20 protein-coding genes are annotated in these 25121 nt (G+C 35.0%); 14 read left to right on the top strand and 6 right to left on the bottom strand.

What is annotated here, in order from left to right; genetic code table 11:
- Positions 1 to 41: 41 nt before the first annotated feature.
- The gene (panB, locus tag OZP12_RS14935) at positions 42 to 860 is read right to left on the bottom strand and encodes a 3-methyl-2-oxobutanoate hydroxymethyltransferase (protein WP_281225829.1); all 819 of its coding nucleotides are present in this window, start codon (positions 858 to 860) and stop codon (positions 42 to 44) included.
- Positions 861 to 1331: 471 nt separating this feature from the next.
- Here panB and OZP12_RS14930 point away from each other — a divergent pair, with 471 nt between their 5' ends.
- From OZP12_RS14930 to OZP12_RS14885, 11 genes are all read left to right on the top strand, one after another.
- The gene (locus OZP12_RS14930; RefSeq protein ID WP_281225828.1) at positions 1332 to 2444 is read left to right on the top strand and encodes a sensor histidine kinase; all 1113 of its coding nucleotides are present in this window, start codon (positions 1332 to 1334) and stop codon (positions 2442 to 2444) included.
- Complete coding sequence (locus OZP12_RS14925) at positions 2437 to 3123, top strand: response regulator (RefSeq protein WP_281225827.1); 687 nt, start codon at positions 2437 to 2439, stop codon at positions 3121 to 3123. Before OZP12_RS14930 ends, OZP12_RS14925 begins: the two co-directional genes overlap by 8 nt.
- Before the next feature lie 112 nt (positions 3124 to 3235).
- Complete coding sequence (locus OZP12_RS14920) at positions 3236 to 5179, top strand: KUP/HAK/KT family potassium transporter (protein ID WP_281225826.1); 1944 nt, start codon at positions 3236 to 3238, stop codon at positions 5177 to 5179.
- Between the two features lie 244 nt (positions 5180 to 5423).
- Positions 5424 to 6776 carry a sigma-54-dependent transcriptional regulator gene (locus OZP12_RS14915; RefSeq protein WP_281225825.1) on the top strand — a complete coding sequence of 451 codons (1353 nt, stop codon included), beginning with the start codon at positions 5424 to 5426 and terminating at the stop codon, positions 6774 to 6776.
- Between the two features lie 282 nt (positions 6777 to 7058).
- Positions 7059 to 7136: a potassium-transporting ATPase subunit F gene (locus tag OZP12_RS20650; RefSeq protein WP_432419531.1), complete on the top strand. Its 78-nt coding sequence runs from the start codon at positions 7059 to 7061 to the stop codon at positions 7134 to 7136.
- A 2-nt stretch (positions 7137 to 7138) separates the two neighbouring features.
- Positions 7139 to 8827: a potassium-transporting ATPase subunit KdpA gene (gene kdpA, locus OZP12_RS14910; protein ID WP_281225824.1), complete on the top strand. Its 1689-nt coding sequence runs from the start codon at positions 7139 to 7141 to the stop codon at positions 8825 to 8827.
- Between the two features lie 7 nt (positions 8828 to 8834).
- Positions 8835 to 10880 (top strand): potassium-transporting ATPase subunit KdpB, encoded by a 2046-nt coding sequence (kdpB, locus tag OZP12_RS14905; protein ID WP_281225823.1) that lies wholly within the window; start codon positions 8835 to 8837, stop codon positions 10878 to 10880.
- Between the two features lie 16 nt (positions 10881 to 10896).
- Positions 10897 to 11457, top strand: a complete 561-nt coding sequence (locus tag OZP12_RS14900; protein WP_281225822.1) for a K(+)-transporting ATPase subunit C — start codon at positions 10897 to 10899, stop codon at positions 11455 to 11457.
- Position 11458: 1 nt separating this feature from the next.
- Positions 11459 to 12544 carry a porin gene (locus tag OZP12_RS14895; RefSeq protein ID WP_281225821.1) on the top strand — a complete coding sequence of 362 codons (1086 nt, stop codon included), beginning with the start codon at positions 11459 to 11461 and terminating at the stop codon, positions 12542 to 12544.
- A 21-nt stretch (positions 12545 to 12565) separates the two neighbouring features.
- Positions 12566 to 13693, top strand: a complete 1128-nt coding sequence (locus tag OZP12_RS14890) for a sensor protein KdpD (protein ID WP_281225820.1) — start codon at positions 12566 to 12568, stop codon at positions 13691 to 13693.
- 171 nt (positions 13694 to 13864) lie between these two features.
- Positions 13865 to 15586 (top strand): sensor histidine kinase, encoded by a 1722-nt coding sequence (locus tag OZP12_RS14885; RefSeq protein WP_281225819.1) that lies wholly within the window; start codon positions 13865 to 13867, stop codon positions 15584 to 15586.
- Between the two features lie 176 nt (positions 15587 to 15762).
- Here OZP12_RS14885 and OZP12_RS14880 read toward each other — a convergent pair whose 3' ends face one another.
- Entirely contained in the window at positions 15763 to 17190 is a 1428-nt protein-coding gene (locus OZP12_RS14880) for an L-serine ammonia-lyase (RefSeq protein ID WP_281225818.1), read from the bottom strand.
- 413 nt (positions 17191 to 17603) lie between these two features.
- Between OZP12_RS14880 and OZP12_RS14875 the strand changes: the two genes are divergently transcribed.
- A complete protein-coding gene (locus OZP12_RS14875; protein ID WP_116795336.1) occupies positions 17604 to 17771 on the top strand; it encodes a hypothetical protein in 168 nt (55 codons plus the stop codon).
- 67 nt (positions 17772 to 17838) lie between these two features.
- On the opposite strand, the gene OZP12_RS14870 is transcribed toward OZP12_RS14875, so the two are convergent.
- Complete coding sequence (locus OZP12_RS14870; protein ID WP_281225817.1) at positions 17839 to 20286, bottom strand: TonB-dependent receptor; 2448 nt, start codon at positions 20284 to 20286, stop codon at positions 17839 to 17841.
- Between the two features lie 81 nt (positions 20287 to 20367).
- Positions 20368 to 20709, bottom strand: a complete 342-nt coding sequence (gene arsC, locus OZP12_RS14865) for an arsenate reductase (glutaredoxin) (protein ID WP_281225816.1) — start codon at positions 20707 to 20709, stop codon at positions 20368 to 20370.
- A gap of 97 nt (positions 20710 to 20806) precedes the next feature.
- On the opposite strand from arsC, the gene OZP12_RS14860 reads away from it, so the two are divergent.
- Together OZP12_RS14860 and OZP12_RS14855 are read left to right on the top strand one after the other, a co-directional pair.
- On the top strand, positions 20807 to 21721 hold the full coding sequence (locus OZP12_RS14860) for a CPBP family intramembrane glutamic endopeptidase (RefSeq protein ID WP_281225815.1): 915 nt from the start codon (positions 20807 to 20809) through the stop codon (positions 21719 to 21721).
- A 40-nt stretch (positions 21722 to 21761) separates the two neighbouring features.
- On the top strand, positions 21762 to 22817 hold the full coding sequence (locus OZP12_RS14855) for an AMP-binding protein (RefSeq protein ID WP_281225814.1): 1056 nt from the start codon (positions 21762 to 21764) through the stop codon (positions 22815 to 22817).
- A gap of 84 nt (positions 22818 to 22901) precedes the next feature.
- Here the strand turns inward: OZP12_RS14855 and OZP12_RS14850 are convergent, their stop codons facing one another.
- The gene (locus OZP12_RS14850) at positions 22902 to 23336 is read right to left on the bottom strand and encodes a DoxX family membrane protein (protein ID WP_281225813.1); all 435 of its coding nucleotides are present in this window, start codon (positions 23334 to 23336) and stop codon (positions 22902 to 22904) included.
- Between the two features lie 87 nt (positions 23337 to 23423).
- Positions 23424 to 25025 carry a S41 family peptidase gene (locus OZP12_RS14845; RefSeq protein ID WP_281225812.1) on the bottom strand — a complete coding sequence of 534 codons (1602 nt, stop codon included), beginning with the start codon at positions 25023 to 25025 and terminating at the stop codon, positions 23424 to 23426.
- Positions 25026 to 25121 lie beyond the last annotated feature (96 nt).

Below are 25121 nucleotides of genomic sequence, written 5' to 3'. Positions count from 1 at the left end.
TGTCTTGTCTTAGAAACTTAGTACCTCAGAAACTTAGCAGCTTAATATTGTTCTTTCTCGTTCGGAAAATCCTGTGATTTTACATCGGTTACATATTGGCTTATTGCCGAAGTCATTCCTTCGTAAAGATTCATATAACGTCTTAAGAAACGTGGGCTAAACTCATTGTTCATTCCCAACATATCGTGAATGACTAAAACTTGTCCGTCAACGCCACCTCCAGCTCCAATTCCGATTACGGGAATGGAAATGCTTTTAGCCACTTTTTCTGCCAAATGAGCCGGAATTTTTTCAAGTACCAATGCAAAACAACCCAATTGTTCCAATAAAATAGCATCTTCGACCAATTTTTCGGCTTCTTGTTCTTCTTTGGCACGAACGGTATAAGTTCCAAATTTATAAATAGATTGTGGAGTCAGTCCTAGGTGTCCCATAACCGGGATTCCTGCATTCAGGATTTTTTTGATGGATGTTTCAATTTCTTTTCCTCCTTCTAATTTTACGGCGTGTGCGCCACTTTCTTTCATGATGCGTATCGATGAGCGTAATGCTTCTTTGGAATCGGATTGGTAACTTCCAAAAGGCAAATCAACAACAATCAAAGCTCTTTCAACAGCTCTAACCACTGATGAGGCGTGGTAAATCATTTGGTCCAAAGTGATTGGCAATGTTGTTTCATGACCAGCCATGACATTGGAGGCCGAGTCACCAACAAGAATTACGTCAACCCCTGCGGTATCCACAATTTTGGCCATAGTGTAGTCATAAGCCGTAAGCATGGAGATTTTTTCGCCATTGGATTTCATGTCAATTAGTGACTTGGTGGTAACTTTTTTGTAATCTTTTTTAATTGCAGACATGTACTTATTATTTTATTTCCGATTTGCTCGGGATTGAATTTGTTTTGAAAGTGTAAAAGTAATAAATAGAATTTTTCTAAATTGAGTTTTTGGAAAGAATGTGTGGTTGAGAGCTAGTCAAATTGTGACATTGGTAATTTATTATGTGGTTTTGATAAATTTTATTAAAAATGACGTTTTGAAATGTTTATGGTTAGACTAATTTGAGCTGTCAGGTCTGAATTGAAACCAAAAATGCTAATTGCTTGCTTTTAGCCCCGATTGAGACGATATCCTCTCCTCTCGTCTTTTGGTACGAGAGGAGAGATAAAGGCGAAAGCGGGACCCATATTTCCAAAAAATCCTAATTTTTCTGCTCCTGAAAACTGTTAAGTGAAATCTTTATAAAATCTTTATATCCTGCTTCGTTATATTATAAAATACTTATACGATATGATTTAACTTTGTCTTAATAAAATAAACGCCAGAATCATGAGCACTATTTTAAATCAAATAAAGATTAAAAATCAATATTTAATAAGCGTATTATCAGTCGGTACAGTCGCTGCATTATGTTTGTTTATAAGAGACTATTTAGACTATAAAATTGTGGGTTATCTGCTCTTGGTCGTAGTCTCGGTGTTGTCGATGTTTCTAGCAATTTTACCGTTGTTGCTCAGTGCAGTTTTGAGTGCGTTGATTTTGAATTTCTTATTTATAGAACCTTATTATACGTTCCATATCAGTAATGCCGAAGACTCTTTGTTATTGTTTTTGTTTTTTATCATTGCTCTTGTAAATGCTGTTTTGACCCACAAAATAAGAAGAGCTGAGAAAATATTACAGGTAAAAGAGGTTAGAATCAATACGATGAAACTTTACAATGCTTTATTGGATTCGTTGTCCCATGAATTGCGAACACCGATTTCGACTATTATGGGGGCGATTGATACTATTCAGACCAAATCAGTACCTATTTCTGAAGAAAATAAGGAGAATCTGTATGCAGAGATTGAGAAAGCTTCTTTGCGATTAAATCATCAAGTCGAAAATTTATTGAATATGTCCCGGTTGGAATCGGGTGTTATTGAACCCAAAATGGATTGGTGCGATTTGGAAGAACTGATTTATAATGTTTTGGATCATCTAAAAGAGGATTTGCAGTTTCATAAAGTAGTTGTTAAAACCGATGAAAATTTGCCTCTTTTCAAATTAGACTATGGTTTGATGCAGCAGATTATTTATAATTTGGTTTTTAACGCTTCGCAATACACACCCAAAGGAGCCAAAATAGAAATTAAGGTTTCTTATAATGTAGATGTTGATTTTGAATATAATCCGGATAAAACATTTCCATGTGTGATTACAATTGCCGATGATGGCATAGGCTTTCCGGAAAATGAAATTGATAAAGTGTTTGATAAATTTTATCGCCTTCAAAATTCCAAAACCGGAGGGACAGGGCTTGGGTTATCAATCGTAAAAGGATTTGTCGAAGCGCAACATGGGAAAGTAACACTTGAGAATAGGGAAGAAGGAGGTTCAGTTTTTACGCTACGTTTTCACACATTAACTATGAATACAAAAGAGATTTCAAATGAATAATAGTGCTCAAATCTTGGTAATTGATGATGAGGTTCAAATTAGGAAACTACTTGAAATCACATTGGAATCTAATGATTACAGAACATTCTTTGCCGTGAATGCAAAAGAAGGATTATCGATGGTTGCCAATCATCAGCCTGATTTGGTTATTCTTGATTTGGGTTTGCCAGATGAAGACGGGCAAGTTGTTTTGAAACGCTTACGCGAATGGTATAAAAATCCAATTATTATTTTGACGGTAAAAAGTGCCGAAGATGAAATTGTAAAAGCACTTGATAATGGGGCAAATGATTATTTGACAAAACCTTTTCGCACGCAGGAATTACTAGCTAGGATTCGAACTGCATTGCGAAATTCTGCAACCGAAGAAAAAGAACCAATAATTGAATTTGGCCCGGTTTCAATAGATTTGGCTTCTCGTATTGTGAGATTGAATAATGAAATTTTAAAGCTCACAACGACCGAATATAATTTACTTTCCATTTTTATAAGAAATGATGGCAGGGTTTTGACTCATCAATATTTACTGAAAGAGGTTTGGGGAAACAGCTATGCCGATCAGACACAATATTTACGTGTTTTTGTTGCGCAACTTAGAAAAAAAATAGAAGAAGATCCAAACCGCCCTAAGTTTATTATTACTGAATCCGGTGTAGGTTACCGATTCAATACCACTTAAATCAAGTAAAAAGTTTATAATAAATGATATGATATGGAGTGATTTAGGTACTTCGTACAGGACTTTTTATGTCCAAAAATTAATGAATAAATAGAATTAAATTTTAAATAAAATGAATAAATCAACGGTTCAAAAAGTTACGGCAGCATCACTTTTGGTTGCACTCGGAATTATTTACGGAGATATAGGAACCAGTCCGTTATATGTTATGAAAGCCATTGTTGGGCAAAGGGAAATATCAAAATTATTGGTGTATGGAGGGATTTCGTGTATATTTTGGACACTTACTTTTCAAACGACTTTTAAATATGTTTTAATGACTCTTTCCGCAGATAATCATGGGGAAGGTGGTGTGTTTTCACTTTATGCTTTGGTTAAACGATTTGGAAAAGGAAAATTGGTAATCCCAACTATTTTGGGAGCGACAACGCTTTTGGCAGATGGAATTATAACACCACCAATTTCTGTGGCTTCGGCAGTAGAGGGATTGGGTGATGTAGTTCCGGGTATTCCAATTCTTCCGATAGTTCTCGTAATCCTGTCTGGACTTTTCTTTTTTCAGCGTTTTGGAACTCAAAAAGTAGGTTTCTTTTTTGGCCCTGCCATGGTCGTTTGGTTTTCGATGCTTTTGGTATTGGGATTTATCCAAATTTTGGAACATCCTGCGATTTTGACTGCTTTGAATCCTGTGTATGCCTATGAATTATTGGTTGAGTATCCTCATGGATTTTGGCTTTTGGGAGCTGTTTTTCTTTGCACAACGGGAGCCGAGGCATTGTATTCGGATTTGGGACATTGTGGAAAGGGAAATATCAGGATCACTTGGGTTTTTGTAAAAATAGCTTTGGTTGTCAATTATTTGGGACAGGCTTCCTGGCTGATGAATCAGAGCAAACCTTTTCTTGAAGGTAAAAATCCTTTTTATGGCATCATGCCGCAATGGTTTTTGTTTTCGGGTGTTGTGATTTCGACATTTGCAGCAATTATTGCTTCCCAAGCATTGATAAGCGGTTCATTTACATTGATTAATGAAGCGGTATCACTTAATTTTTGGCCTCGTGTGACGATGAAAAACCCAACCAATTTGAAAGGTCAGATTTACATTCCGTCGGTGAACACTATTTTATGGGTTGGCTGTATTTTGATGGTTTTGTATTTTAGGACTTCATCCAATATGGAAGCGGCTTATGGATTTTCGATTACCATAGCGATGCTGATGACCACTGTTCTTTTAAATTATTATTTGATTTACATCAAAAAAATGAACAGGATTCTCATTGCTGCAATCATCACCGTTTTTGTGGTTATCGAACTAGCATTTTTCGCCGCCAATATTGTAAAAATCAAAGAACGTTGGATGTTTTTATTCTTTGAGTTGTTTATATTTATGACGATGTATGTTTGGTATTTTTCAAGAAAAATCAACAATAAGTTAGTGAAATTTACCAATTTAACGGAACATACGGCTAAGTTGAGTGAATTAAGCAATGATGTGACTATTCCAAAGTATTCGACTCATTTAATATATTTATCAAAAGCGGACAGGAATTATGAAATTGAAGAGAAAATATTGAATTCTATCTTTTCTAAAAATCCAAAAAGAGCGGATGTATATTGGTTTTTTCATATTAACAGGACTAATTCTCCTTTTGATTTGAATTATGAAGTTTTAGAGTTATTGGATGATAAAGTAATTAAGATTGTCTTGAATATAGGTTTTAGAATCCAACCAAAAGTGGAATTGTATTTTAAACGAATTGTTCAAAATCTTGTTGACAATAAGGAACTTAATTTGCATATTCGTCCCGATGGTTCAACAAAATATAATTCGGAACCTGATTTTAAATTTATAATTATAGAGAAATTTTTGTCGGTAGAAAATGAGTTTTCTGTTAGAGATGGAATCCTGTTGAATTCCTACTATATGTTGAAAAACATGTCACTGTCGGATACAAGGGCTTTCGGATTGGACAGAAGCGATGTAGTTATCGAAGAAATTCCTATAGTTTATAATCCTATTGCAAAATTAGAATTGGATAGAAAGCTTGTTAATTAGATAATGTTTTAGGTTAAAAAAGATTTCAGATTAGAAATAATATACTTCTAATCTGAAATCTTTCTTTATTAGAAGTAGAAATCAAATTTTTTAATTATCTAATATTTTTACATAGAAATTTTGTCGTTTTTAGCATCGATTTCTAATTCTTATAGTTTAATCATTTTTTTTAAAACCAACGATTTATCCTCATTAATCGCTATTTCATTTATCAAAACTGTAATTTTGTACAAATTCTACTCCATTGAAAAAAGTACTTATCATAGACGACGAAGAGAAACTTCGTAAGCTTATAGCCAGAATTATCCATTTGGAAGGTTTTGAAGTTATAGAAGCAGGAGATTGCAAAACAGGTTTGAAAAAACTAGAACAAAGCAATATTGATATAGTGCTTTGTGATGTTAAGCTTCCTGACGGAAATGGCGTTGATTTAACAGCAATTATAAAAGAAAAGAATCCATATACCGAGGTAATTCTATTGACCGCATATGGAAATATCCCCGATGGAGTTCAGGCTATCAAAAACGGAGCTTTCGATTATATAGTTAAAGGTGATGACAATAACAAAATAATCCCATTGCTTCACAGAGCCGTTGAAAAAGTAAAACTGACCAAAAAAGTTGCGCAATACGAAGCACAACTAGATGCTAAATTTTCATTCGAAGGAATTATCGGGAATTCCAAAGCATTGCAACAAGGAATTGAATTAGCCAAAAAAGTGGCTCCCACCGATACAACGGTTTTGCTAACAGGTGAAACCGGAACAGGAAAAGAGGTTTTTGCTCAGGCAATCCATCAATCAAGTAATAGAAAAAACGAAAATTTTGTAGCAATCAATTGTTCCGCTTTTAGTCATGATTTGTTAGAAAGTGAAATGTTTGGGCATACTTCAGGAGCATTCACAGGGGCAACAAAAGACAAAAAAGGTTTATTCGAGGAAGCCAATAATGGAACCATTTTTATGGATGAGGTAGGTGAATTACCTATAGATCTGCAAGCAAAACTGTTGCGTGTCATTGAAAATGGGGAATTTATTAAAATTGGCGAAAGCAAAATAACCAAAGTAAATATCAGAATTATTGCAGCGACCAATCGCGATTTATTAAAAGAAATTGGAGCAGGGAATTTTCGCCAAGACTTGTATTATCGGTTGTCAGTATTTCAAATTCCTTTGCCATCATTAAGAGAACGTGTTGCAGATATTGAAACCCTTGCGAAGCACTTTTTGCATTTCTTCGCTTTAAAAACCAATAAAAGAATCAAAACCTTATCAAATGAATTTGTTCATTTACTTAAAATGCATACTTGGCCCGGGAATATTCGTGAACTAAAAAATGTAATCGAAAGAAGTGTTATTTTAGAAACGAATGAAGCGCTTATGCCTGACAGTCTTCCAATCGAAATTCAGCAATTGGAGCCTTCCAATACCGAAAATTCGAATAAAATACTTTCTGCTTTTTCATTGGCTTCGACCGAAAAACTGCATATTCAAAAAGTATTGAACTACACTAATGGCAACAAAACAGAAACAGCCCGACTGCTCGGAATCGCCTTAACAACGCTTTATAGAAAGCTTGAAGAATACAAAATAAGTTAAAACCCTATCGTTTTGAAAGTATCAACCCTATCGTTTCGATAGGGTTTTTTATTGCCCGAAATTCAGAAATAAAAATAAAACGTGTGAAATCAAAGGGTTAGAAATTAGTCTTGGAATTTGGCTTGCTTTTGGCATGTATTCTAAAAATGAACAAAAAAAGTAAACATAAACCAAAATGAAAAACAGAACACTTTTATGATGACACTAATTTTAGTTGGAGCTGGACTGCTATGCTTTGCACTCCTATTTGCATCGATTAATTATTTCGAAAAAATTTAAGATATGATAGCCTTATTTATAATTGCGATAGCAGTATTTGTATATATCTGCTATGTGTTGGTAAAACCTGATAAATTTTAATCATGAATACAGAAATTTTAGGAATTATTGCAATGTTCCTCATTACACTGGGATTGTCAATCCCATTAGGAAAATACATTGCTAAAGTTTATTTGGGTCAAAAGACATTTTTAGATCCTATTTTCAATCCAATTGAGAAGTTGTTTTATAAGATTAGCGGGATTGATGTTACAAAAGAAATGAACTGGAAACAACACATGGTTGTTTTGCTAACATTGAACATGATCTGGTTTTTATTGGCTATGTTCGTTTTAATGTGCCAAGGATGGTTTCCGCTTAATCCCGACAATAATCCGAACATGACAGCTGATTTGGCTTTTAATACCGCTATTTCTTTTATTGTGAATTGCAATCTTCAGCATTATTCTGGGGAAACCGGTTTAAGTTATTTGGGACAATTGTTTTTAATGTTTTTACAGTTCGTTTCAGCCGGAATCGGATTGGCAGCCGCAGCAGTATTGTTTAACGCTTTAAAAGAAAGGACTACCGAGAATCTGGGGAATTTCTACAACTATTTTATCAAATCATGCACTCGAATTTTGCTTCCTATTTCAATAATTGTAGCCGTTATTTTGTTGTTTAACGGTACTCCAATGACTTTTGAGGGAAAACAAACAATGACGACACTACAAGGAGACACTGTTCAGGTTTCTCAAGGGCCTGTTGCCGCATTTACTGCAATTAAACATGTTGGTACGAACGGGGGAGGTTTTTTTGGGGCCAACTCGGCACATCCTTTTGAAAATCCCAATTATTTTACCAATATGGTCGAAATGGTGGCGCAAATAATTATTCCTTTTGCCATGATTTTTGCCCTTGGATTTTATTTGAAACGTCGTAAACTTTCCTGGATGATTTTCAGTGTGATGACTATAGGCTTTCTGGCTTTGACCATTCCTACAGTAATTACAGAAATGAATGGTAATCCAAAGATTGCCGCTATGGGAATAGATACTTCTAAAGGAGCTACTGAAGGAAAAGAAGTGCGATTTGGGGCAGCAGCTTCGGGATATTGGAGTATTGCCACGACAGTAATCTCAACAGGTTCAGTAAATTCAATGCATGACAGTGCTATGCCGCTCTCGGGTATGAATCAATTGTTAGCCATGATGGTCAACTGTTTTTACGGTGGCTGTGGTGTCGGAATATTGAATTTTTACATTTTCATCATTCTTGCAGTATTCATTAGCGGATTGATGGTGGGGCGTACACCTGAATTTCTAGGAAAGAAAATTGAAGCCCGGGAAATGAAAATTGCCATGATAGTCGCTTTATTGCACACAGTATTGATTTTAGCCGGAACGGCACTTTCAACAGCATTTCCGGAACAAGGAGCCAGTACATTGAATAATCCGGGATTTCATGGATTTAGCGAAATACTGTATGAATTCACTTCTTCGGCGGCAAACAATGGTAGTGGGTTTGAAGGTCTTGGTGATAACAATCCATGGTGGAATATCACAACAGGAATTGTGCTTATTTTATCAAGATTCTTACCAATAATAGGGCCGATTGCAATCGCAGGAATTTTGGCCAATAAAAAACATATTCCTGAAAGTGCTGGAACCTTAAAAACGGATACTGCAACCTTTGGACTGATGATTTTCTCTGTCATTGCTATCATCGCTGCTTTGTCTTTCTTTCCTGCCTTGGCTTTAGGGCCGATTGCTGAATTTTTTTCTATAAAATAAAACTATAATGAAAACTAAAAATAAATCATTGTTTCAGAAAGAGTTAATGCTAGAAGCTTTAAAACAATCTTTTTTAAAGCTGAACCCTGCCACACTTTTTAGAAATCCAATTATGTTTACCGTAGAAATCGGTACAGCAGTAATGTTTTGTGTTTGTCTTTGGATTTTATCCGGAGAACAGTCCCAAGGAAGTTTTGCTTATAATTTTGCAATCTTTCTAATTCTATTATTTACATTACTTTTTGCCAATTTTGCGGAAGCAATAGCCGAAGCCAGAGGTAAAGCTCAAGCGGACAGTTTGAGAAAAACCCGTGAAGAAACTCCTGCCAAAAAAATAGAACAAGTGGGGGACATGTATGTAAATGAACTAGTCGTTGTTCCGTCATCAAGTCTAAGAAAAGGAGATGTTTTCATTTGTGAAACAGGGGATATTATTCCAACAGACGGCGAAATCATTGAAGGCTTGGCTACCATTGATGAAAGTGCAATTACAGGAGAAAGTGCGCCGGTTATTAGAGAAGCAGGAGGGGACAAAAGTTCCGTGACCGGAGGGACAAAAGTATTATCCGATAAAATTAAGGTACAAGTTACAACCGAGCCTGGGGAGAGCTTTTTGGATAAAATGATTGCCTTGGTCGAAGGTGCTTCACGACAAAAGACACCTAATGAAATCGCATTAACGATACTTCTAGCAGGCTTTACCTTAATCTTCATAATTGTCTGTGTTACCTTAAAACCTTTTGCCGATTATGCCCATATTCCAATCACCATAGCGGCTTTTATTTCGTTGTTTGTCTGTTTGATACCTACAACAATCGGAGGGCTTTTATCTGCAATTGGTATTGCCGGTATGGACAGGGCTTTGCGCGCCAATGTAATTACAAAATCAGGTAAAGCAGTTGAAACTGCCGGTGATATTGATGTATTGTTACTCGATAAAACAGGTACAATAACTATAGGAAACAGAAAAGCTACAAGGTTCTATACGACGGAGAATGTAGATCAAAAAGACTTCGTTAAATACTGTATGCTTTCTTCCTTGGCAGATGAAACTCCCGAAGGGAAATCGATTGTTGAATTAGCGGGTGAGAGTATCAAAGAAAAGCTCTCTATTGATGGAGCAACACTTATCAAATTTACAGCCGAGACGAGATGCAGCGGTGTCAATTTACCCGACGGCACAAGAATCCGAAAAGGAGCCTCCGATTCCATTAAGGGAATAAGCGAAAAAGCGGGTAACAATTTTCCAAAAGATATTGAGGGAAATGTCATCAATATATCTAAAAATGGAGGAACACCTTTGGTTGTTTCAGTTAATGAAAAAGTCATGGGGGTTATCGAATTACAGGATATTATAAAACCGGGAATTCAGGAACGTTTTGAGCGTTTGCACAAAATGGGGGTAAAAACCGTGATGGTAACAGGAGATAATCCGCTAACAGCCAAGTTTATTGCAGAAAAAGCAGGTGTAGATGATTTTATCGCCGAGGCAAAACCCGAAGACAAAATGAATTACATCAAAAATGAGCAGCAGCTTGGTAAGTTGGTTGCGATGATGGGTGACGGTACCAATGATGCTCCCGCCTTGGCTCAGGCCGATGTTGGAGTTGCTATGAACAGTGGAACTCAAGCTGCCAAAGAAGCCGGTAATATGGTGGATTTGGATAACGACCCAACCAAACTGATTGAAATTGTCGAAATCGGGAAACAATTGTTAATGACAAGGGGGACTTTGACCACTTTTAGCATTGCCAATGACGTTGCTAAGTATTTTGCCATCATCCCTGCACTTTTCATAACAGCTATTCCTTCATTGCAGGGATTGAACATCATGCAGCTGCATAGTCCTGAAACCGCCATTTTATCGGCAGTTATCTTCAATGCTATTGTGATTCCGTTTTTGATTCCGCTAGCTTTAAAAGGAGTTGCTTACAAACCGATTGGGGCATCGGCTTTATTGAGAAGAAATTTACTTTGGTACGGACTTGGAGGTATCATTGTCCCTTTTATTGGGATTAAAGCAATAGATATTGTAGTAGCATTATTCATGTAAAATAAAAATAATAAAGATGAAAACACACATTATATCAGGAATAAAATTGACAGCCTTATGCTTGGTTTTTTTCTCTGTAATTTACACCATGTTCATTTTAGGAATTGCTCAAATTACTCCCAATAGCGGAAAAGGGGAAATCCTTGAAGTAAATGGTAAAAAGCAGTATGCCAACATAGGTCAATCTTTTACCGATCTCAAATACTTTAATTCAAGACCATCTGCCGTAAACTATAACGCGGCAGGTTCCGGAGGAAGTAATAAAGGACCAAGCAATCCGCAGTATTTGGCCGAAGTCCAAAAAAGAATCGACACTTTCTTGATTCAGAATCCCGAAATTAAAAAAAGTGAAATCCCTGCCGAATTAGTTACGGCAAGTGGCAGTGGACTAGATCCGAATATTTCGGTACAGGCAGCAAAAGTTCAGATTAAACGAATCGCCAAAATTAGAAACATCGAACAAGAAAAATTGGTACAGTTAATTAGCAAAAATACTGAAAACCCTTTGTTGGGAATTTTTGGTCCCGAAAAAATTAATGTCCTTAAATTAAACATCGCTTTAGATAAATTAAAATAAAATGAATTCAAAAATAGCAAGCCTGTTAGCAGCTCTTTCCTCATTTGGTTTACAAGCGCAAACTGATACTGTAAAAAAAGCAAATCCCTTAAAAATAAGTGGATATATAGAAACATACTATGCTTATGATTTTGGTCAGCCGGAAAACAATACCCGTCCCGCTTTCCTCTATTCTTACAATCGTCATAACGAAGTGAATTTAAATTTAGGTTTTATCAAGGCAGCGTATGAAAAAGACAATGTTAGGGCAAACTTAGCTTTAATGACAGGAACCTACAGTAACGCGAATTTAGCTGCCGAAGAAGGTGTTTTAAAAAATATTTATGAAGCCAATGCCGGGGTAAAACTTTCAAATACCCAAAATCTTTGGGTAGATGCGGGAATATTTTCTTCACATATAGGTTTTGAAAGCGCAATTGGTAAAGACTGTTGGAATTTAACCCGAAGTATTCCTGCTGAGAATTCGCCTTATTATGAAAGTGGTGTAAAAATATCCTACACTTCCAATAATGGCAAATGGTTTTTAAGCGGATTGGTTTTAAACGGTTGGCAGCGCATTCAGCGTGTTGACGGAAATAAAACCTTAGCTTTTGGGCACCAGTTAACCTATAAACCCAACACAATAATAACCTTGAACAGCAGCTCGTTTATTGGCAATGATAAGCCGGACGATTCAAAACAGATGCGCTATTTTCATAACCTTTATGGACAATTCCAACTTAATGAAAAATGGGGGGTGACTACAGGTTTTGACATTGGGGTAGAGCAAAAAAGCACAGGAAGTGAAAGTTATAACTGTTGGTACTCACCCGTTTTAGTTGCAAAATATAAAGTCACCGACAAAATAGATATTGCAGCTAGGGAAGAGTATTATTCAGATAAAAATCAGGTAATAATTGCAACCGGTACACCAAATGGCTTTCAAACTTATGGATATTCCGTAAATTTAGATTATAATTTTTATGACAATGTAGTTTGGCGTATTGAAGTCCGAAATTTGAGTAGCAAGGATGAAATTTTTACTGATGGCAATGAGCTGTCCAGGCAAAATTTTGCAATGGTAACAGCTTTGGCTATTTCATTTTAACCCAACTAAAAAAGTTGTATTTTGGAAAATAAAAGGGAAGATAATGTACAGCACTTTCTCGATTTAATAAAAAAATCACGTAGAGGGAAATTTAAAGTCTACATCGGTATGAGTGCCGGTGTAGGCAAAAGTTTTCGTATGCTTCAAGAAGCGCATTCTCTACTAAAAAACGGAATTGATATTAAAATTGGCTATATCGAAACTCATAACCGTAAAGAGACTCAAGATTTATTGGAAGGCCTTCCTTTGATTCCAAGAAGAAAACTTTTTTATAAAGGCAAGGAACTTGAGGAAATGGATGTGCAGGCAATTATCAATTTACGGCCTGAAGTGGTAATTGTTGATGAATTGGCACACACTAATATCGAAGGAAGTAAAAACGAAAAGCGTTGGCAAGATGTTATGGAAATTCTCGAAGCAGGAATAAATGTAATCAGTGCTGTAAATATCCAACATATTGAAAGCCTTAATGAAGAGGTGAAAAGCATTACCAATGTTGAAGTGAAAGAACGGATTCCCGATATCGTTTTGGCTCAGGCCGATGAAGTGGTAAACATTGATTTGACCGCAGACGAATTAATAACACGTCTAAAAGAAGGTAAAATATATCAGGCCGAAAAAATAGAAATGGCACTTAAAAATTTCTTTAAAAGTGAACATATATTACAACTTCGGGAATTGGCACTTAAAGAGGTGGCCAGTCAGGTGGAACGAAAAGTTGAAATTGAAGTACCAAAAAATAAAGCAATAAGACACGAAAAATTTCTTGCCTGCATTAGCAGCAATGAGAATACCGCCAAAAGAGTTATTCGAAAAACAGCAAGACTAGCTAACTATTATAACAGTAAATGGTATGTTTTATATGTTCAATTGCCTAATGAAAGTGTTGATAAAATTGCTCTTGATAAGCAACGGCACCTTATTAATAATTTCAAGTTAGCCACCGAACTCGGAGCAGAAGTTGTCAAAATTGAACATACCAAAATAGCCAAAGCCATTATTGAACAGGCGGAGCAAAAAAATGTAACAACGGTTTGTATTGGAAAACCGCGAATGAATATAATGAAAGTCATTCTTTCTACGAATATTTTCAAAGAGTTGCTAAATAAATTATCTTCGAGTGATATCGATTTAATCATTTTAAGCTGAAAAAATGAAATCGCCATTGACAACAAGTTTGCGCAAGCAATTGAAAATCATCGAACACCGATAGAAAATATAATGTTGTGAGATAAACACCGATAAATAAAAGGCGGCCCGAGCGGTAGCGAATTGGCGAAGCATAACATATATGACCGATGACAAATAAATTTTACATAGATGAAAATAAAAACAAAACTTACGCTTGGCGTTGGATTACTATTTTTTCTGATTGTATTACTTGTAGGATTAGCCACCCGCCAAGTATATAAATTATCCAATGACACAGAAAACATACTTGTAGCAAATTACAATTCATTGGATTATTCCAGAAATATGCTTAAAGAATTAGGAAAAATTGAAAAGGAAGGAAAATCTTTTGAAAAATTTGACAAGTTTTTAAAATTGCAATCCCAAAATATAACCGAAATCGGTGAAGACGAGTTTACTCAAAATCTTATCGAAGATATTGTAATGTATAAAAAACAAAATACAAGTCTTTTAGCTAGTAAAATCCGTAATGATATTTTTGATATTATGAAGGTAAATATGGATGCTATTCAGCGAAAAAGCAATATAGCTTCCAAAACAGCTCAGGATGCAATACTATGGATCTCTTTAACCGGTACCACTTGTTTTGTCATAGCCTTTACCCTTCTTATAAATTTGCCAAGCAACATAGCTAACCCTATCAGGGACTTGACTAATAGTATTCGTCAAATTGCAGATAGAAATTACCAACAACGTGTTCATTTTGAAAGTCATAATGAGTTTGGTGATTTAGCCCGATCTTTCAACACAATGGCTATGAAATTGCAAGAATACAATGAAAGTAATTTGGCTAAACTCATGATGGAGAAAAAGCGTGTTGAAACACTGATAAACAATATGCGGGATCCGGTTATAGGATTAGATGATAAGAACACCATTTTATTTGTTAACGAACAAGCATTGAATATTTCCAGTTTGAAAGCTATTGAAGTTATAGGGAAATCTGCTAATGAAGTAGCAATTTCAAATGATTTAATACGCTCTTTGTTACAACATTTGGTTGATAATGAAATCAAAAGTAAACCTGAAACTTTGAAAATTTATGCCGATAAAAAAGAAAGTTATTTTGAAAAACAATTTATTCCCATCGAGATAATTCCAACAGGTGAGAAAGAAAGGATAAACATTGGTTCATTTATTATTCTGCGTAATGTAACTGCTTATAAAGAGCTTGATGAAGCCAAGACCAATTTTATAGCAACCGTTTCACATGAATTCAAGACACCAATTGCTTCTATGAAAATGAGTTTGCAATTATTGGAAAATGAAGGCATTGGCGAACTCAATCAGGAACAAAAAGAATTGGTTCACAGTATCTATGATGATGCCAATAGGTTATTAAAGACCACAGGTGAGCTATTGAATATTACCCAAGTAGAATCCGGAAAAACCAAGATAAACATTGAGCATTGTGCTGTTAAGCCAATTGTGATGCAAGCAATAGAGTCAACAAAAAGTACTGCAGAACAAAATAAAATAAAACTGGAGCTGATAACTGAAGAAAATTTACCTGAAATACTTGTTGATAAAGAGAAAACAGTATGGGTGATTTCAAATTTAATTTCAAATGCTATTCGCTATTCCTATGAAAACTCCTCTGTTAGGATCGAAGTAGAAAAGGATTCAAAAAATATTTTTATAAGTGTGATAGATAATGGACTTGGTATATCATCACAATATAAAGATAAGATTTTTGATAAATATTTCAGAGTTCCGGGAACGGTAAAGGAAGGAACTGGCCTTGGACTTGCCATAAGCAAAGAGTTTATTGAAGCGCAGGGAGGAAAAATTTCTGTTGAAAGCGAATTAGGATCGGGCAGTAAATTTACTGTTCAGTTAAACATTAGTTAGATGTTGCAGAAGTTTGGATATGTAAGCAAAAAAATGGTCTGAGTTAAGTAAAAGCGATGTAGTTATCGAAGAAATTCCAATAGTTTATAATCCTATTGCAAAATTAGAATTGGACAGGAAAATGGGAAGTTAGAGGTTAGAATTTCTAATTTCTAACTTCTAACCTCCAACTTTTACTAGCAATCTGCCATATTCACGGCAACTGCCAGTCCACCTTCGGAAGTTTCTTTGTATTTTGAGTTCATGTCTTTGGCGGTTTGCCACATCGTGTCTATAACTTTGTCAAGGGAAACTTTGGCGTTTTTGGCATCGGTTTCTAGAGCGAGTTCGGCAGCGTTTATGGCTTTTATGGCTCCCATGGTGTTTCTTTCGATACAAGGAATTTGTACTAAACCACCGATTGGATCACAGGTTAGGCCTAAGTGGTGTTCCATAGCAATTTCAGCAGCCATTAAAACTTGTTCCGGGCTTCCGCCTAACAATTCGCATAGTGCACCCGCAGCCATGGCGCTCGAAACGCCTATTTCGGCTTGACAGCCACCCATTGCCGCAGAGATGGTAGAGCCTTTTTTGAAAATACTCCCTATTTCACCGGCAACCATCAAGAATTTTTTGATTTCGTTTTCGCCGCCCTGATGGTTTTCGATAACCAAATAATACATTAAAACGGCAGGAATTACTCCGGCGCTTCCATTGGTAGGAGCGGTGACTACTCGTCCTAGAGCCGCGTTTACTTCGTTTACCGCCAATGCAAAACAGCTAACCCATTTTAGAATTTGGCGAAATTTAACTTCGGTTTTCCTGATTTCTTCGAGCCATTCCTGTGGTGTGGAATAATTGGATAAACCAATTAGATTTTGGTGCATGTCAAAGGCACGTCTTCGAACGTGTAATCCGCCCGGAAGTATTCCCTCGGAATGGCAGCCAATATACATACATTCCAACATGGTTTTCCAAATACGCATTAATTCATGGTGAATTTCCGCTTCGGGACGCATGGATTTTTCGTTATCATATATGATTTCCGAAATGGTTTTGTTTTCATTTTTGCAATAAGCCAAAAGTTCGCTGGCTTTATCGATAGGATAGGGGAAAGCGCATTTTATGGCTTCTTTAGCCTGTACATCTTCTCTTTCTTCTTTAACAACAAATCCGCCTCCTATGGAGTAAAATGTAGAACTATATTTGGTTTCATCATTGAAGTAAGCTGTGAATGTTAATCCGTTGGCATGGAATGGAAGAAAGTTTTTATTGAAAACAATGTCCTGAAGTATGAAAAAAGGAATAGGCGTTTGGTTTCCTAAAAGGATTTCATTTTTGGTTTCGATCGATTTGATGATTCCTTCGATATTTTGGATAGGAATGTATTCGGGGTCTTGACCACTTAATCCGAGCATAACTGCAAAATCGGTGGCGTGTCCTTTTCCTGTTAATGAAAGAGAACCGTATAAATCGACTTTAACTCTCGTGATTTTGTTAATATCAAATTCACTTTTCAGTTCGTTTAAGAAGCGCTCGGCAGCACGCCAAGGGCCAAGTGTATGTGAACTGGATGGGCCAACACCAATTTTTAGCATATCAAAAACCGAGATACATGCTTCCATAAATCTTTATAATATTAGATGAACAAATATAATTATTAACTGCAAGTATAATGGAAAATTTTGTGCTTTATAATGATAATTTGATAATTTAATCTTAAAAATTATTTGTTAGTTTGAGGTATTGATAATTTTGGTACGGTTTAGAAAATAGATTGTTGATGTTTAGCCCCGATTAAAGTGGAAATCCTCTTGTACTGGGGTTCAGTACAAGAGATTGCAACGGAAAGCGGGTGGATATTCGTAAAAAAAAATCAAATGTTCTGCTCCTTAAAAAAATCAAGTTGAGGTTATTTGACTTTGAATTTTGATGTTAATAAGTGTTTTAACAAATATTTCATAGTTTTTACTGATTTTATTGGCTTTAAAAGATTTAAATCATACATTTGTCGCTACATTCAAAAATTCCGGAAAACATGTTTGAATTTCACCAGTATTTAGGCTTTTTACTTTTCTTGACCATCCTTACAATGGGGTTTTGGTTAATGTTTTTCTTGGTTGGTTTCGTATCTTACTGGGTAGGAGGAGCAACTTGGGAAGCTTACAAAGAAAAGAAAGCAAAACAAAAAGAGGAAGAAGCATAGTTTCTTTCACTTTACAAATAAAAAAGGACTCGCTTGCGAGTCCTTTTTTTGTGGTATTGGGAGGGGATTATCCAGGAAAATCTCCGTTATCTCCCCCTCCTTCATTTTTGGGTTGTGTATTCTTCTCTTTGTCGTTTTTAGGTTTGTTGAAACGGTAAGTAAACGATAAATTGAATTGACGTTTACGGAACTGCATTTCGCTATACGATGTTTGGTTGTCAAGGTAAGTATAGGATCTCATTTTTCTGGTGTTGAAAATATCGCTGATATTGAACGCTAATGTCGCTTTGTCTTTCATTAGGTCTTTGCTGAAAGCGGTATTCATGCTAAACTGGTCCAAACTTCTTCCTTGTGCCGTTTTTTGGGCTCCGTTATACATGGCATTCAATTGCCAGTCGATTTTGTAAGGTAGAGTCAATTTTGAATTCACTCTGGCAAACCAGTTGTTGGCTTGGTTGTCAAGATTCTGAACAATATAATTGCCATTAGTATCTGTGTATGTATGCTCTCCAGTAGTTTTTACATTGTATAAATTGAAATTACTGTTTACTCTCCATATTTTGAATGGGGTGTAATTTAGGGTAAATTCAAAACCATATTTTTGTTCATGTCCTAAGTTAATCGGTTGACTCTTAACTACAGGGACACCATTTACTAAATCACCAGTTTGAGATCGAACAAAGCTGAAAACGTCTTTTGTGTTTTCAAAATAAGCTGATGTATTAAATGTTACCTTATCCCAACGCTTGATGTATCCAAAGTCAAATTTGTCGGTTAGAGAAGGGTCTAGATCTGGATTTCCTTGAAAAATATTAACGTTACTAGAATAATTTACAGCTGGGTTCATAAAACGTCCTCTAGGTCTTGTTAGACGTTTGCTATAGCTTGTAGTCAAGTTGCTTTGATCTGAAATTTCATAGCTAACGAAGGCACTTGGAAATAGATTATTGTATTTTTTGGTGTTAAAATCGTTAGTGTCCAATAAATTTACGTGGATATTGGTGTCTTCCCAACGCAAACCAAATAAATAAGAGAATTTATTTACTTTGAAGCCATACTGTGTGTAAAGAGCGTTGATGTTTTCTTTGTATTCTAAAGTATTTGATAAATTGTCTATTCTTGCCCCTTGATCGTCAAGTACGTAATATTGGTTGTTTAAATCTCCAAAACTTCCTTTGTATCCTGCTTCAAATTGGCTACCTTTTCCTAATGGCAGTACATAATCAGCTTGAATTTGTGCTTGTTTTTGAACCTGATTGTTTAAGGTGTTGTTGTAATTGTTTGAACCTGTAATAATGCTTTGGCTGTCATCAGTATTTCTTGAAAGCGAACCATCAATTGTAAGTTTGTGACCTTTATCGTTGAAGTTTTTAATCAGGTTTGAATTATATGAAACGTTTTCACTACCTGTATCTCCATTGTTCAAACGATAAGTGGAACCAGTGAAATTATGAGCGGCATCATAGTTGTTGTAGTTGATTATATCATTGGAATCACCTGTATATTTTTCATAATTGATTGCATTTGTCCAATACGTATTCTCAGCAACTGTCCATTCAAGACCGGCTCTTCCGTTAAAACCATCATTGGTTCTTTTCGTGTCACGGTCTTCGTCTAAATAATTTTTAACAGAACCGTCGTCATTAAAATACTGAGAATTAGTTTTACCGCCTCCTTCATTTGTTCTGTGGTTGTAACCTGCAGTGGTGAAGTAGTTTAATCTTTCTGTTTTGTAATTAAGATTTGCACTTAAACCGTAAGTTTCTGGAATACCCGTTGAGGCGATAAAAGTTCCGTTGAAACCTTGGTTTTTCCCTTTTTTAAGGATAATATTGATAATCCCAGAACCACCTTCGGCATCATATCTTGCTGAAGGATTAGTTATAACTTCAACTTTATCGATGGCATCAGCAGGAAGTTGTCTTAAAGCTTCGGCTATATTTACGGCATAAGAAGGTCTTCCGTCGATTAAAATTCGGACATTATCACTTCCTCTTAAGCTTACATTTCCTTCGGTATCAACAGAAACAGAAGGAACATTATCCAAAACATCACTTACTGTTCCTCCTTTTACGATCATATCCTGACCAACATTGTATACTTTTTTGTCCAGTTTTATTTCGACCGATGATTTTTCGGAACGGACAACTACCTCATTTAATTGCGAAGCATCATCTTCAAGTGAGATAGTGCCAAGAGAAGTTCTTTCGGTTATGTTTTTCCCTTTTATTGTGACTGATTTAAACGAAATAAACTCAATCGTAATATCATAAATTCCCGGTACAACATCAGCACTAAATTCTCCTTTATTATTAGTAATTCCTCCGGAAAGGGCTTTTGGATTTTTAGTATTTTTCAAGGTAACGGTTGCATCTTCCAAGGGCTGGTTGCTCTTTTTATCTACAATTTTACCTATTACTTTTACTTTGAATATCGTAGGAGGTCCTTGTTGTGCATAGTTGGATAGTCCAATAAAAAGGGACAAAAGAACCAGTGTGAATTTTAAATTTTTCATTAAATAGTAAATAAATGTTTCTCTTTGGATAGAGAAAGCTTGTAAAGGTTTAAAGTTGATATCCTAAATTAATGTTAATGTCTAAATAAAAGGAATTACTTTTTCAAGATCACGGCCTATAATTGCTTTGTCGCCATTAACCACTATTGGGCGTTCGATGAGAATGGGGTTATCGGCCATTGCTTGAATAATTTGTTCGTCGGTCAGTGTTTTTCCTTTGAAGTTTTCTATCCAAATACTTTCTTTTTGACGAACTAATTCAATTGGTGATAAATCTAATTTTTGAAGCAATGTGCTTAATTCGGTTGCAGTTGGTGGAGTTTTTAGGTAATTGATGATTTCGATTTCCTTGTTGGATTCTTCTAAAAAAAGTAAACAACTTCTTGATTTTCCGCAACGTTGATTATGGTATATTTGTATCATTTTGTATGAGAGTTAGAAAATTAAAATTATTTTGATTCGGGCAAAAATAAGATTTGAAAAAGTATTTGAAGTATAATTTGTTTATAAAAAAGATCAAATGTTTGTAGAACAGGGAATTAATAGTGAAAATAAATTTTGGAAATATATTTTAGGCTCCATATTTGTGATTGGGGCTTCATTTTTGGGTCAAATGCCTATGTTGGGTTTATTGATGGCTCAGACAGTATTTGATGGAAAAAAATACCCAACTACTGATGAAGAATTATTGCATTTTTTTGAACCAAATCTGAATTTGTTTTTGTTACTTATCCCTTTTGTATTTGCTTTGGGAGGGATTTATTTTGTAGTTCGCTTTTTGCATAAACAAACGTTTCTTTCAGTAGTTACTTCCAGAGAAAAAATGGATTGGAAAAGAGTGGGGTATTCGTTTTGTATTTGGTCACTATTTACTGCGATTTCGACATTGGTGATGTATTATCTTAATCCGGCAGATTTTAAATTTAATTTTCAGCCAATTCCGTTTTTGATTTTGGTTGTGATTTCTACTCTTTTGGTTCCAATACAAACCAGTGTTGAAGAATTGATTTTTCGTGGTTATTTGATGCAGGGCTTTGCCAATTTATTTAAGAATAAATGGCTTCCCTTATTATTGATATCCAGTATTTTTGGGTTGATGCATTTTGCTAATCCAGAGGTAGGTAAGATGGGGAATATAATTATGGTCTATTATATTGGAACCGGATTGATGTTAGGAGTAATGACTTTGATGGATGATGGACTAGAATTGGCCTTCGGATTTCATGCTGCAAATAACCTAATTGGTGCATTATTAGTGACTTCGGATTGGTCCGCTTTTCAAACGTATTCTATTTTTAAAGATGTGTCAGAACCTGAGGCAGGACTGGATATTATCTTACCTGTTGTTGTGATTTATCCCTTACTTTTGATTATATTTGGAGTAAAATACAACTGGACTGGTTGGAGGGAGAAATTGACTGGGACTGTTGTATAAATAGCTTAAGATTAATGCCTAAAATATCAAAATTATCATTATGGATGCAGTAACACACAAGAATGTGCACAACCGTTTTAAGTTGAATGGCTATCATTTGACAAAAGAAGATTTATGTAGAATTGCTTATAGTTTTATTAAAGAAGGAGAAGAATTTGAACAGTCAGTAGGAGATTTTTTATTGGACTGGTTTGATGATAAATCATATATCGATATGTACACTTCCGGTACAACAGGAACTCCAAAACCAATTAGAATAGAAAAAAGCGCCATGGTCCAATCTGCTTTGGCAACGGGAGACTTTTTTGGGCTTGAACCAGGAGATAGAGTTTTACATTGTTTACCTGCTAATTATGTAGCCGGTAAAATGATGTTTATTCGTGCTTTTATTTTGGGATTGGATATGGATTTTGTTCCGCCAAGCTCACATCCTTTGGATCATAATGATCAGAAGTATGATTTTTCAGCAATGGTGCCTCTTCAGGCAAAAAATTCAATTGACAAATTAAAAAATATTAAAAAGTTAATTATTGGAGGGGTTAAAATTCATAAATCATTAGAGCAAGAGTTGGTTAAATTACCAATTGAGATTTATGAAACCTATGGTATGACTGAAACAATTACGCATATTGCAGCTAAGAGAGTAGGTGTTAAAGCTTTTACTACTTTGCCTCATGTGACTGTTTCTGTTAATGAAAATCAATGTTTGGAAATCGTTGCTAAAAATATCGGAAACGAAAAAATCGTTACGAATGATATCGTAGAATTAATTTCGGACACTCAATTTGTTTGGTTAGGACGTTTTGATAATGTAATCAATAGCGGAGGAATAAAAATTATGCCTGAGCAAGTGGAAAGTAAATTATCTACTTTGATACCAAGACGTTATTTTGTGACCGGTTTGCCAGATGATATCTTGGGAGAACATGTTGTTCTTTATGTTGAAGGATCACCGATAGAAATAGATCATTCTGTGTTTGATGTTTTGGATAAATATGAAAAACCAAAAGAGATTGTATTTATTCCTAAATTTAAGGAAACCGCTACTGGTAAGATAATGAGAGAAGAAAGCAAAGAACTTATTGCGGTTAAATAAACTTGTAAAATACTATAAACAAAAAAGAGAGGAAGTGCATTCCTCTCTTTTTTGTTTATAGTATTTTATATTTCTGAGTTGTTATTATACTTGCATTTTGAAAAAGTAATCTGCTGAATTTTTTCCGCTTCCATATAATAAGAAAAAGAGAGAAATAATTAAACAAAGAAGCGCAACTAATAAATTTTGATGGTGCATTTGTCCCATAAAGTTGATGATAATGGCACTGATTAAAATAGGTAATTGTGATATAATGGCCCATCGAGTTAATAAGCCACAGAAGATTAAAATTCCTCCAATCAAATGAGCTGGGGCTATGTAATGAATCGCAAACATCTCAACGCTTCCGAATCTGTCTAAGCTTTCAATAGGCGATAGCATGTCAACCAAATATTGTGAGTTTGAAAAAAAATAAACCCCTTTCATAAATAAAAAAACACCAAGGGCCATTCTGAGTAAGTCAATCGGTAAATAAGTGTGTGCATTGGCCCACTTATTTAAAGCTTTCACATTGTTCATAGTATTTTCGGTTTAAATTTGTAATACTAAGTTATTAAAAATTAACGATATATGAATAATTTTTTGTGATTTAAATTGCGAACGCTGTTATTTTAACGTTATATTTTTGTTGTTTTCGTTTTTATTAAGAATTTTAGAATTCTTTTTGATATCATTCAAAATCCACTCCAATTCTAAATCTTCTCGATTGATTAAATCGGGTAAGGTATGTACGATTTCTTTATCTGGAAAAATGCCGCGTCCTTCAATTGGAGTTTTATAAAAAGGAGCAACAACCATTAGACCAATTTTTATTTTTATTTCGGAATTTGGAAGTTTAATAGTTGGCATTACTCCTGCGACAGTTCCGTTGTAAGCTCCGCCTGTTTCTTCGCCTACGAAAGTTGCTCTGTTTGAGCCTTTCAAATTAGCTGAAATAATACTAGAAGCCGAAAATGTACCTCCGTTTATCATTACATATATTTTGCCTTTGAAAGCATTTTTGTTTATTGATTTTGGCTTAGAAGTTGAAGTTGAGGCATAATAGTTACCATCTTCCTTTTTATGGATTTTAAAAAACGTATAGGGAGTATAAAAAGGAGCTATAAGGATTTTGGCTAAAAAGGGAGAGTCGCTAAAAGGTGTTTTTTTAATCAAAGTATTTTTTGAAACTACTTGAAAAGGATCTGTAAATACATAAGTTGTGTCGGCTAAATAGCTGTATAAATTTTCAACATCACTTATTGAACCTCCTGAATTGTCTCTTAAATCGATGATTAAAACCTTGGTATTGTTCAATTGCATTTTCTTAAAACTTTCTTTATAGAAACGGGAAGGGTTTCCTATAGCAAAATGTCTGATTTTAAGTAATGCAACACTATTGTCTTCTTCAATGAATTTTAAATTGCGGTTATTTCTTTTTGTAGTTTCATCATAACCATAAGTGTTTTTGTCTCTTTTACTTGTTATAATTTGGTTGTCCCCTGGTGCCATCATGCTCATCTTGACTGCACTTTTTTTGTTTTTTAAGGGAGATTCTTTTTTTCTTTTGATACAAAGGACTTCTATTGAGTCATTTTGTTTGAAGCTGAAAAATAAATTGTCTTGAATATCATTTTCATAAGCATAAAATGCAGGAAACATATTTGGCATTCTTTTTCTTTTGAACGTCTTGTTGTAACCGTCCGATGTGAATAAGGAGTTGTATTCGGCAATTAATTCGCTTGTCTTTTTATTATTAATGGCTATAAGTTCAGCTCCTGGCTTTATTGAATTTTCGTCAGATTTGTTTTTTATAACATACATTTTATCATCAATAAATTCAAATTCAAATTGAGAAAAAGGACCAGCACCTTTGTCTTTCATAGCTTTCTGTTCTGATTTACTTAGGATTTTCGATGCAGGAGAAACAATCAAGTGTCCTTGTCGAATAGAAGCTACCACAGGACTCAGTTTTTTATAAAATTCAAAACTGGTCATCGGTTTTGTAATTGTGTTTTTTAGGCTGTCAAATTTAAAGTCAAGTTCTTTTTTTGATATATACCAATTTAATTTGGGGTGTAAACGTTGCAGTTTCTCATATGTAAAATCTACATCCTGTTTTAGTCTGCTTTCTGCAATCAAGTCGTTTAAATGTTCGTTGTGCTCTTCTACAGATTTACATTGAATATATAATTGACTGAATAAAAAAAGAAAAAATATTTTTTTCATAAATGACGAGAAGAGGTAGTTTTTGAGAATCAATTTCGATTGGTCAACGATAAAGATACTTATTTCGTGTAAATATAAAGTCTTATGTTTACGATT

It is taken from the genome of Flavobacterium aquiphilum, assembly GCF_027111335.1.
Classification (GTDB): Bacteria; Bacteroidota; Bacteroidia; order Flavobacteriales; family Flavobacteriaceae; genus Flavobacterium; species Flavobacterium aquiphilum.
Note: the sequence above shows the minus strand (reverse complement) of the source record. Positions and strands in the feature narration are given on the sequence as shown.

Bases quoted from the DNA above. Each gene is read 5' to 3' on its own strand.
- OZP12_RS14900 (WP_281225822.1), top strand. From the start codon at position 10,897: ATGAAAACACACATTATATCAGGAATAAAATTGACAGCCTTATGCTTG.
- OZP12_RS14860 (WP_281225815.1), top strand. From the start codon at position 20,807: ATGTTTGTAGAACAGGGAATTAATAGTGAAAATAAATTTTGGAAATAT.
- OZP12_RS14920 (WP_281225826.1), top strand. From the start codon at position 3,236: ATGAATAAATCAACGGTTCAAAAAGTTACGGCAGCATCACTTTTGGTT.
- OZP12_RS14925 (WP_281225827.1), top strand. From the start codon at position 2,437: ATGAATAATAGTGCTCAAATCTTGGTAATTGATGATGAGGTTCAAATT.
- OZP12_RS14845 (WP_281225812.1), bottom strand. From the start codon at position 25,025: ATGAAAAAAATATTTTTTCTTTTTTTATTCAGTCAATTATATATTCAA.
- OZP12_RS14895 (WP_281225821.1), top strand. From the start codon at position 11,459: ATGAATTCAAAAATAGCAAGCCTGTTAGCAGCTCTTTCCTCATTTGGT.
- OZP12_RS14870 (WP_281225817.1), bottom strand. From the start codon at position 20,286: ATGAAAAATTTAAAATTCACACTGGTTCTTTTGTCCCTTTTTATTGGA.
- arsC (WP_281225816.1), bottom strand. From the start codon at position 20,709: ATGATACAAATATACCATAATCAACGTTGCGGAAAATCAAGAAGTTGT.
- OZP12_RS20650 (WP_432419531.1), top strand. From the start codon at position 7,059: ATGATAGCCTTATTTATAATTGCGATAGCAGTATTTGTATATATCTGC.
- OZP12_RS14885 (WP_281225819.1), top strand. From the start codon at position 13,865: ATGAAAATAAAAACAAAACTTACGCTTGGCGTTGGATTACTATTTTTT.
- kdpB (WP_281225823.1), top strand. From the start codon at position 8,835: ATGAAAACTAAAAATAAATCATTGTTTCAGAAAGAGTTAATGCTAGAA.
- OZP12_RS14875 (WP_116795336.1), top strand. From the start codon at position 17,604: ATGTTTGAATTTCACCAGTATTTAGGCTTTTTACTTTTCTTGACCATC.
- panB (WP_281225829.1), bottom strand. From the start codon at position 860: ATGTCTGCAATTAAAAAAGATTACAAAAAAGTTACCACCAAGTCACTA.
- OZP12_RS14855 (WP_281225814.1), top strand. From the start codon at position 21,762: ATGGATGCAGTAACACACAAGAATGTGCACAACCGTTTTAAGTTGAAT.
- OZP12_RS14930 (WP_281225828.1), top strand. From the start codon at position 1,332: ATGAGCACTATTTTAAATCAAATAAAGATTAAAAATCAATATTTAATA.
- kdpA (WP_281225824.1), top strand. From the start codon at position 7,139: ATGAATACAGAAATTTTAGGAATTATTGCAATGTTCCTCATTACACTG.
- OZP12_RS14880 (WP_281225818.1), bottom strand. From the start codon at position 17,190: ATGGAAGCATGTATCTCGGTTTTTGATATGCTAAAAATTGGTGTTGGC.
- OZP12_RS14850 (WP_281225813.1), bottom strand. From the start codon at position 23,336: ATGAACAATGTGAAAGCTTTAAATAAGTGGGCCAATGCACACACTTAT.